A 9,496-nucleotide genomic window follows, 5' to 3' on the forward strand; every position below is an offset into this window, starting at 1 on the left:
TCACCACATACCTCCACCCGGCGGAGACCCGCGGAGTCGAGGTATCTAGGCCCCATCGCCCGGTCACCAGATACCTCCACCCGGCGGAGACCCGCGGAGTCGAGGTAACCCCACCCCACCAGGCGGTCACCAGATACCTCCACCCAACGGGCAACTCCGGAATCGAGGTATCCAGGCACCATCGCCCGGTCACTACATACCTCCACCCGACGGGCAACCCCGGAGTCGAGATAACCCCACCCCACCAGGCGGTCACCAGACACCTCCACCCAACCGGCGCCGGCGGGGACTCGCGCCGCGGTCAGGGGACGAGGCCCGCGAGCCGCTCGATGTCATCGGGACCGGACAGGTCGGGAACGGCGACGAAGACGGTACGGACACCGTGCGACTCCGCGAGCCGTCGGTAGCGGTCACGGTGCTCGGTGGCGGTCCCGGCGTGGTGGCGTGCCGCGTACGTCGCAGCCGCCGCGCGCCCCCGCAGTCGCTCGACCCGCGCCCGGGCGTCCTCCCGGTCGCGGCCGACAGCCGGCACGTCGAGGACCGTGACGGCCACCTCGTCCGGGTCCCTGCCGGCGTCGGCGCAGTGCGCTCTCAGCAACGGAACCAGCACGTCGAGGGCCGCGGGGTCGCTCGGCAGGTTGCAGGCGTCCCCGAGCCGGGCCGCCGTGCGCAGGGTGCGCCGCTTCCCCGAGCCGCCGACGAGGATCTGCGGCGTGCCGACCGGCCTCGGGTAGCACGTCGTCTCCGGAAGGGAGACCCGTGCTCCCGCATACGGCTTCGTCCCGGCCGACCACAGGGCGCGCACGGTCTCGACGGCCGACTCGAGGAGGTCCTCCCGCTCTCGCGCAGGTGGGAAGCCGATGCCGTATGCCACGTGCTCCCGCTCCCACCAGCCCGCACCGATGCCGACGAAGGCGTGGCCGCCGGTGAGCACGTCGAGGGTGGCGACGGCCTTCGCGAGGACGCCTGCGGGCCGGAACGTGACGGGCGTGCAGAGGGTTCCGAGACGCAGGGAGGTGCCGAGGGCGGCAAGGTGACCCAGGGCGACGAACGGCTCGGGGATCGGCTCCCAGGCCCGATCGACCTGGGGGATCTGGATGAGGTGGTCCATGAGGGCCACGCCGCCGAAGCCCGCCTCGGCGGCGGCGAGGGCCACTCCCCGCAGCCATCCCGAGGGATCCTCGCCCCAGGGGAACCGCGACACCTGGAGGACGATCTCGGGTCCGTCGCGGTCGCCACGGGCCGGCCGCTCGGCCGGCCCCGACATGGGCTCCCCGGTCGGGCTCCGCTCGAGGGTCGTCGCTCCCGGTGTCGCGGGCCGGCCCACCGGGCGGGGCGCTCGCTCCCGCGGCAGGGCTTCAGGCTCGTGGACGACGTCGACGACGAGGTCCCAGCCCTCTGCGTCGATCTCGGCCATCGCGCGTCGCGCGGACCGCAGCTGCCGGGTGAGCACGGCGGCGGGCACCGACCGGTCACGCTCCCTGTTGCGTTGCCGCACCACGCGTTCCGGGGCCGTGAGGCGCACGACGACGGCCGCGAGCCCGGTCTCGCGGGCCAGCGCCAGCCAGGCGCGACGCATCGTCGGGTCCAGTCCCAGGGTGTCGACGACGACGGACAGCCGGCGCCGCGCCCGGCCGGCGACGATGCGGTCGAGGAGGTCGAAGGCGTCGGCCGACGCGTCGAGATCGTGCTCGCCGCTGCCGACGACGGCGCGTAGCGCGTCGGAGGAGACGATCTCGCTCGCCCGGAACCGGGACGCCGCCCACGTCGACTTGCCGCTCCCTGAGGCTCCGACGAGGACGACGAGGGCCGGGTCGGGGATGCCGTCCGTCGCGCTCATGGAGGAAACCTAGGCCTCCTTGCCTTCTCGACGCTCCCGTCGGCATCGAGATCGCGCAGCGGCAACCACCGCTTCGCACGACAGGACCCGTCCCGACGGCGCCGACACGTCGAGCCGACGCGCCGGGAGGCCCGGCTTCCTGGCCGTACCGGGAGACGCGCTTCCCCGCCCGCACCGGGAGACCCGCTTCCCTGGTCGCACCGGCAGACCCGGCTTTCCCGCCCGCACCGGCAGACCCGGCTTCCCTGGCCGCACCGGGAGACCCGCTTCCCTGGCCGCACCGGGAGACCCGCTTCCCTGGCCGCACCGGGAGACGCGCTTCCCTGGCCGAGCGGGGCGTGCCACGCTGAGCGCCATGCCGTCGCCGACCGTCGAGCTCGTCGCCCAGTCGCCCTCCGGTGTCGAGGTCGCCGCGACCCTCGGCATACCGAGGGTCGAGCTGTGCTGTGCCTTGGAGCTCGGCGGCCTCAGCCCGTCGGAGGCCCTCCTGCGCAGGTCGGTCTCCGCCGGCCGGGCTGGACCTGCCCCGGTCGAGGTTCATCCGCTCATCCGGGCCCGCCCTGGCGACTTCGTCTTCGACGAGGCCGAGCTCGATCTCATGGTCGACGACGTCGCGCACGCCGTCGCGGCAGGGGCCGCGGGAGTCGTCGTCGGCGCTCTCGACGCGCGGGGTATGCCGGACCTCCCGTTCGTCGAGCGGGTGCTCGAGGCGGCGGCGGGTGCGGAGGTGACCTTCCACCGGGCCCTCGACGCGAGTGCCGACCCGGTGCGCGCCTACGAGCAGCTCGCCGGTGTCGGCCTCACGAGGGTGCTCACCTCCGGCGGGCGCCCCACGGCGCTGGAGGGGAGGGAGACGCTGCGGGCGCTCGTCGCTCTCGGCCTCTCCACCCAGGTCATGGCCGGGTCGGGTGTCACCGCGGCCAACGTCCGGGCCATCGCGGACACGGGCGTGGACGCGGTCCACCTCTCGGCGAAGAGACGCGTCGGCGGCGGTGGCCTCGCCATGGGCGGCTCGGACGACGGCGGACACGACGTGACCGATGCTGCCGCCGCCCGAGCGCTCCTCGACGCGCTGTCGGGCTGACGGCCCCAGCCCGGGCCGATCCCGGACAGGGTCGGGCCCCGGAGCCAGCGTCGGCTCCCGGAGCAGGGTCCGGGGCAGGATCGGCTCCCGGGCCAACCCGGCTGACCGGCCCGATCCGTTCGGGCCGGTCAGCCGGGGCCCACGGGCGACGAGCCCGCTAGCCGATCGAGTAGGCGTAGGGCAGCGCCGTCATCTCGTCGGAGGCGAACTGGCCGTACGGCGGCACGGACGTCATCACCGTGTCGACGTAGAGGGTGCCGTTCACCGCGGTCCCCGACGCGCCGCTCGGGGTGATCGTCACCGGGATGGTGCTCGTCTGACCGGGTGCGATCGTGACCGGCGACACCGTGGTCGTCGGGTCGAGCGCGGCCAGCTCGATGTCACCGGTCGGCGAGCTGAGGGCCCGGTCGAACAGCTGCGTCGTGACCGACGCCGTGACGGTCACCGTGCCCGCAGGCGCAGGTCCCGGATACGGCCCGCACTCGCTCGGCAGGGCGAACCAGATCCCCGAGGTGAGCCGCCCGCCCGTCGGCGAGAAGGTCGTCGACGGCGACGTGCTGCACAGCGGCGTCGCACCGCTGGCGGCGCTGGCCAGGTCCGGGTCCCCGGGGTTCGTACCCAAGTCGAACATCGTCGGCAGGCTCGAGGTCGCCGAGACGGAGATGTTCGACGTCTGCGTCGGGACGAACCACTGCGGCGGGTTGCCCCGCTCCGGCAGCGACTGGGTGCTGGTCGTCAGGGATGCCAGGGTCATCGTGGCCGTGCCGGCGAGCCGTGGGTCGAGGAACACGTCGGCGGGCGCGGTGCCATGGTTGGTCACGACGACCGGGACGGTCACCGGCACACCGGCCTTGAGCGTCGTCGCCGTGTCGTCCGGCAGACCGGGAGCCGATGCCTCGGTCGTGTCGAAGACGACCGACCCGGTGAACGGCTGCGACACCTCATCGCCGACGACCGGCTCGGCGAAGTCGACCGCGAGCGTCCAGATGCCCGCCGCAGGATGGAGCGTGTATGCCGTGAGCGCGCTCTGTGCGGTCCCGCCGACGCTCCGGTTCTGCCCGTAGCCGAGGGTCTCGCCGTCCGGTCCGATGAGGTAGGCACCGACGGGATCGGCGATGTCGTTCGTCAGCGCGACGTTGGCCGTGATGTCCTGCACTCCCTTGGGCACCCTGAACTGGAAGAAGCCCTCCTGGCCCTCACTCGGCGGCCGGCCGTTGCCGCCGGTCAGGGTGCCGGCGAAGCTACCGCCGTGCCGGCCGACGGTGATGAGGCTGCGAAGGGTCACGGGGACGGTCGTCGTGTGTGCGGTGGACGCGCTGCCGACCCGCTGCGAGGCGACGACGACGGAGCCGGTCGCGTCACCGGGCGACCGGGGCAGCTGTGTCCGGACCGTCACCGTGCCGCTCCGGCCCGGGGCGAGGGTGAGCCGGGACGGGTGCACCGTGGCGAAGGTGGCATACCGCTGGGAGGAGACCTGCCAGGGCACGACCCCGTTGGTGCCGTTGTCGGAGCCGGCGACCCCGAAGATGACCCCGGTCCACGTGCCGGCGACCGGGTGGGTCACGTCGACGCTGCCGTAGTTGCCGACGCCCTGTGGCAGGGAGTGGGCGGCGAGCCGGCCCTTGGGGTCGACGAGGATGAGCCGGACCCGGGCGTTGAGTCCCTGCGTCGGCTGACCGGGATAGGCGATCGCGGCGGACAGCCGGTCCTGCCCCGCACGAACGCGGAAGGTGAAGGTCCCGTAGTTGTCAGCGTGCCCGGCGAAGTCGGTGAACTGCGGGCTCACGCCGTCGGTGAGCGTCACGCTCCCGGACTGCACGGCCGTGCTCCGGCCGAGCTGCCGGCCGGAGAGGCGGACCTGCTGCGTGGCGGCGCCGGTGTTCGTCACGGTCATCGACCAGCTGTGCGAGGAACCGTGGGCACCGACCGCGGTCAGCTGCCCCGTGGACAGCCGGATCGAGTCACCGGTCGCTCGGGGGGCGCCGTCCGCGGTGCGCACCGACTCGGCGAGCTGCACCGCGCGGTAGGTGTCGAGGAGACCGGCACCCTGCTCGTCGGCCGGAGCGGCGAGGTCGTCGGCCGAGCTGACGAGGATCTGCTTGACGAGGGCGGGCGTCGGTGCCGCGCCGTGATGGGCCGTGCGATACGCCTGGATGACCAGGGCGGCGGCGCCGGCGACGAACGGCGAGGACTCGCTCGTGCCACCGCTCTCCTCGACCTCCGACGACTGGCCGACGAAGTTGACGCATCCTTGGAAGGTCGGCGACGGGTCGCAGGAGGCGAAGCTCAGGTCGCCCGGCGCGACGAGGTCGAGCGTCCGCCCGTCCTCGGTGACGCCGCCCGAGCTCAGCGAGCTGATGTTGTCGTCGAGCCATCCGGTCGTCGCGAAGTACCTCGCGGCGGCGTAGTTGGTCTGCGCATAGAAGCGGAAGTCCGTCGAGGCGCCGACGGCGATGACGTTCGGGTCGCTCGCCGGGGAGCCGATGGTGTTCGCCGACCCGGCGTCGCCGGTCGACACGGCCACCGTGACGCCGGCGGCAGCGGCCGCGTCGTTGAACTGCTTCATGACGTCCAGTGCCGTCACGTCCGGGAACGGGTTGCTGCCGAACGACTCGTTGATGACGTCGACGTGGTCGGTCTGGACGGCGTAGTCGATCGCCTGGAGGAAGTTCGACTCCGTCGTGTCGTTGAAGCTGCTGTAGACGTCGAGCCCGACGAGGCTGGCCCCCGGTGCGACGCCCTCGATGCGGATGTTGCAGGCCGAGGGGTCCGGCTGGGCCGAGAAGTTCTGCACGTTGTAGACGTGGATTCCCTGACCGGCGATGGTGTTGGCGTCGAGGAAGGCCTCGTCGCCGCTCGTGACCTGTCCCGGTCCGTCGCCGGTGAAGTCCTGGTAGTCGCTGAACACCGAGGTGCCGTCGGGCCGGATGAAGTTGACGTTATTCGGGTCGACGCCGTCGGCGATCCACGCCACCTTCACTCCCGCACCGGTGATGCCCAGGGAGCGCGCGGTCTTCGCCTTCGGGTCGTCGGAGTCGGTATGCGTGAGACCGAGGCCCTCCGGGTCGAGCTGCGGCGTGGCGCTGCAGGCTCCCGGGATGACGTTCGGCGTCAACGAGGCGGAGGCCTTCGGCGTCGTCGCGCCGATCTGCGGCCGCGCGAGCCGGATGGTGACGTCCGGGACCACGGCGGCGACGTCGGGGTCCGCGGCGAGCTGCGCCTCGTCGGCGCCCGAGACCGTGGCGGCCACGGCGTTGACGACGTGGTAGTCGGTCACTGCCGTGGCATGCATCCGGTGCAGCCGGGAGAGGATCGGCGCCTGGGCCTTCTCGACCGCCCGGGCGCGTGCGGCCGACGCGCTGCTGCCGACCTTGGCGGGCGCCGGCTGGTCCTTCATGACGAGGATGACGTGGCGGGTCGCAGCGGGCGCCGGCGCGGCGACCGCGCTCGTCCCGGCACCCAGCGCCGACGCGGTGGCCGCGGCGACGAGCATGGCGAGCGCCGCATGGCGGGCGGTGCCGTGGGGGCCGAAGGTGTAGGGATCGACAGGGGCACCGGACCGAACCACGCGATCATCTCCCGCGATGGAAGGAGGAGAGGCGACCGCCTCAGCCCTCCCACGCTAGTCCTCCGCGCGGCCGGCGAACAGGGGTCGGACCCGAGCGTTTTCACCATGCCCGACGGTGCGGTGGTATGCGGATGCGTGGCACGCGGCGTCACGGCGTGCGGGTCGCTCGGCGTCACGGTGAGCGGGGCGCCTGGCACGCGACGTCACGCGCCGTCGTGGGCCCCGCCGTCGCCGAATCCGCCTGGGGATCGGCCCGTCCGGACCCGCTACCGCGCCACGACGCCGGCCGCCTGGCGGGCGATCTCGAGCTCCTCGTCGGTCGGGACGACGCACACCGCGACCCGGCTGTCCGGAGACGACACGATCCGCTCCCCACCGCCGGACGCATTCGCGTCGTCGTCGAGGACGACCCCGAGGACACCGAGCCGCCGAGCGACCGCGGCGCGCAGCACGGGCGCGTTCTCCCCGATGCCGCCGGTGAAGGTGAGGGCGTCGAGCCGGCCGAGGACGGCGGCATACGCGCCGACGTACTTGACGAGCCGGTGGACGACGACGTCGAAGGCGAGGGACGCTGCGGAGTCCCCGGCCTCGAGACGCTCGGTGATCTCGCGGAAGTCGGAGACCCCGGCCAGGCCGAGGAGCCCGCTGCGCCGGTTGAGCTCGGTGTCGACGGCCGCCGCGTCGAGCCCCTCGACCCGCGCGAGGTGGCCCGGGATGGCGGGGTCGATGTCGCCGGACCGCGTCCCCATGACGAGGCCCTCGAGCGGCGACATCCCCATCGACGTCTCGATGCTCCGCCCGCCCTCTACGGCACTCGCGCTGCACCCGTTGCCGAGATGAAGGACGACGGTGTCGACCTCCTCGAGCGGACGGCCCACGAGGTCCGCCGTCCGGCGGGAGACGTAGGCGTGCGACGTGCCGTGGAACCCGTAGCGCCGGATCCCGAGCTCGTCGCGCCAGCGTGCCGGGATCGCATACGTGTAGGCCTCGGGCGGGAGCGTGTGGTGGAAGGCGGTGTCGAAGACGGCCACCTGGGGCACCCCACGGAAGATCCGTCGGGCGACGGCGATGCCCTCGAGGTTGCCCGGGTTGTGCAGTGGCGCGAGGGGCACGAGCGACCCGACGGCGGCGACGAGGTCGTCGTCGACGAGGGTCGGCGCGGTGAACCGGCTGCCGCCGTGCACGACGCGATGGCCCACGGCGACGAGCTCGTCGGGGCGGAAGTGCGGGCCGTGGGTCTCGAACGCCCGCAGCGCGAGGGCGAAGGCCGCCTCGTGGTCGGGCACGTCGACGTCGTCGCTGAACCGCTCACCACCCACGTCGTGGCGGATCCCCCCACCGGAGGCGCCGATCCGCTCGACGAGGCCGACCCCGAGGTGGGCGCCGGTCACCGTCTCGACGAGCGAGTACTTCAGGGAGGACGACCCGGCGTTCACGACGAGGACGAGGGCCGCGCTCATCGGACGCCCGCCTGGATCGCCGTCATCGCCACGGTGTTGACCATGTCGCGGACCGTCGCGCCGCGGGAGAGGTCGTTGACCGGACGGTTGAGGCCCTGGAGGACGGGTCCGACGGCGACCGCCATGGCGCTGCGCTGCACCGCCTTGTAGGTGTTGTTTCCGGTGTTGAGATCGGGGAAGACGAGGACCGTCGCACGCCCCGCGACGAGGCTGTCGCGCAGCTTCGTCGACGCGACGGCGGGATCGACGGCGGCGTCGTACTGGATGGGTCCCTCGACGAGGAGGCCCGGCGCGCGCTCCCGGACGATGTCGGTCGCGGCCCGCACCTTGTCGACGTCGGCGCCGGTGCCCGAGGAGCCCGTCGAGTACGACAGCATGGCGACCCGCGGCTCGATGCCGAACTGCTGGGCCGTCGTCGCCGAGGAGATGGCGATGTCCGCGAGCTGCGGCGCCGTCGGGTCGGGGTTGATCGCGCAGTCGCCGTAGACGAGGACGCGGTCGGCGAGGCACATGAAGAAGACGCTCGAGACGACCGAGACGCCGGGTACGGTCCGGATCACCTCGAGCGCGGGCCGCACCGTGTGCGCGGTCGTCGTGACGGAGCCGGCGACCATGCCGTCGGCCTCGCCGAGATGGACCATGAGGGTCCCGAAGTATGCGGGGTCCGAGACGACGTCGTGCGCCTGCTCCGTCGTGACGCCCTTGTGGGCGCGCAACCGGGCGTACTCCGCCGCGAACCGCTCCCGCCAGGGACTCGTCAGCGGGTCGACGACGGAGACCTGGCGCAGGTCGAGGCCGATGGCGGCGGCCTGGGCGTGGACCCGGTCGACGTCGCCGAGGAGGGTCACCCGGGCGATCCCGCGGGCGAGGATCTCCTCGGTCGCCTCGAGGATGCGCCGCTCGGTGCCCTCGGGCAGGACGACGTGCGCTCCGGCGCGGTGAGCCGCCTCGACGATCCGGTGCTCGAACATGAGCGGTGTGACGATCTCGTCGGTTCCGGCCGGGGGCCGCAGCCCGTCGAGGAAGGTGCCCGGGTCGAGGTGCTCCTCCACGAGTGCCACCGCGGTGGCGACCTTGCGGTGCGCGGTCGGCGTGATCCGGCCGGGCACCGCTCCCAGCCGGTTCGCGGTCGCCATCGTGCCCTCGGGCGCGGAGACGACGGGCAGCTCGACGTCGAGGCCCGCGATGAGGCGCTCGACCTGCGCCGAGAGGGGCAGGTTCCCGTTGACGACGATGCCGGACAGGGACGGGAAGGTCGCCGACCGGTGGGCCAGGAGGGCGCCGAGGACGACCTCGTCGCGGTCGCCCGGCACGACGACGACCCCGCCCTCGACGAGACGGTCGAGGACGTGCGGCATCGTCATCGCGGCGATGACCAGGCCCATCGACTCGCGGTCGAGGAGCTCCGGGTCGCCGTGGAGGAGGCGGCCCTCGCAGGCCTCGAGCAGGTCCCGGACCGTCGGCGCCCGCAGCAGCGGCGCCTCCGGCAGCGCGGCCGTCGACAGCGGCTCGAGAGCCGTGGCGACGGCGCGGGCCGTCGCGTC

The 9,496-nt window shown here is 73.2% G+C and carries 5 protein-coding genes; 1 reads left to right on the forward strand and 4 read right to left on the reverse strand.

The window, feature by feature from the left end; genetic code table 11:
* Positions 1 to 301: 301 nt before the first annotated feature.
* On the reverse strand, positions 302 to 1,840 hold the full coding sequence (locus tag BN12_RS12285; RefSeq protein ID WP_048552841.1) for an LLM class flavin-dependent oxidoreductase: 1,539 nt from the start codon (positions 1,838 to 1,840) through the stop codon (positions 302 to 304).
* 355 nt (positions 1,841 to 2,195) lie between these two features.
* Between BN12_RS12285 and BN12_RS12290 the strand changes: the two genes are divergently transcribed.
* A complete protein-coding gene (locus BN12_RS12290; protein ID WP_048552842.1) occupies positions 2,196 to 2,924 on the forward strand; it encodes a copper homeostasis protein CutC in 729 nt (242 codons plus the stop codon).
* A 157-nt stretch (positions 2,925 to 3,081) separates the two neighbouring features.
* On the opposite strand, the gene BN12_RS12295 is transcribed toward BN12_RS12290, so the two are convergent.
* The 3 genes from BN12_RS12295 to pta form a co-directional block, all read right to left on the reverse strand.
* Entirely contained in the window at positions 3,082 to 6,492 is a 3,411-nt protein-coding gene (locus BN12_RS12295) for a S8 family serine peptidase (RefSeq protein ID WP_048552843.1), read from the reverse strand.
* Positions 6,493 to 6,758: 266 nt separating this feature from the next.
* Entirely contained in the window at positions 6,759 to 7,952 is a 1,194-nt protein-coding gene (locus tag BN12_RS12300) for an acetate/propionate family kinase (protein ID WP_048552845.1), read from the reverse strand.
* Positions 7,949 to 9,496 (reverse strand): phosphate acetyltransferase (gene pta / locus BN12_RS12305; protein ID WP_157635711.1); only part of this gene is annotated, 1,548 nt, incomplete at its 5' end. The genes pta and BN12_RS12300, both read right to left, overlap by 4 nt.

It is taken from the genome of Nostocoides japonicum T1-X7 (assembly GCF_001046855.1).
Taxonomy (GTDB): Bacteria; Actinomycetota; Actinomycetes; order Actinomycetales; family Dermatophilaceae; genus Nostocoides; species Nostocoides japonicum.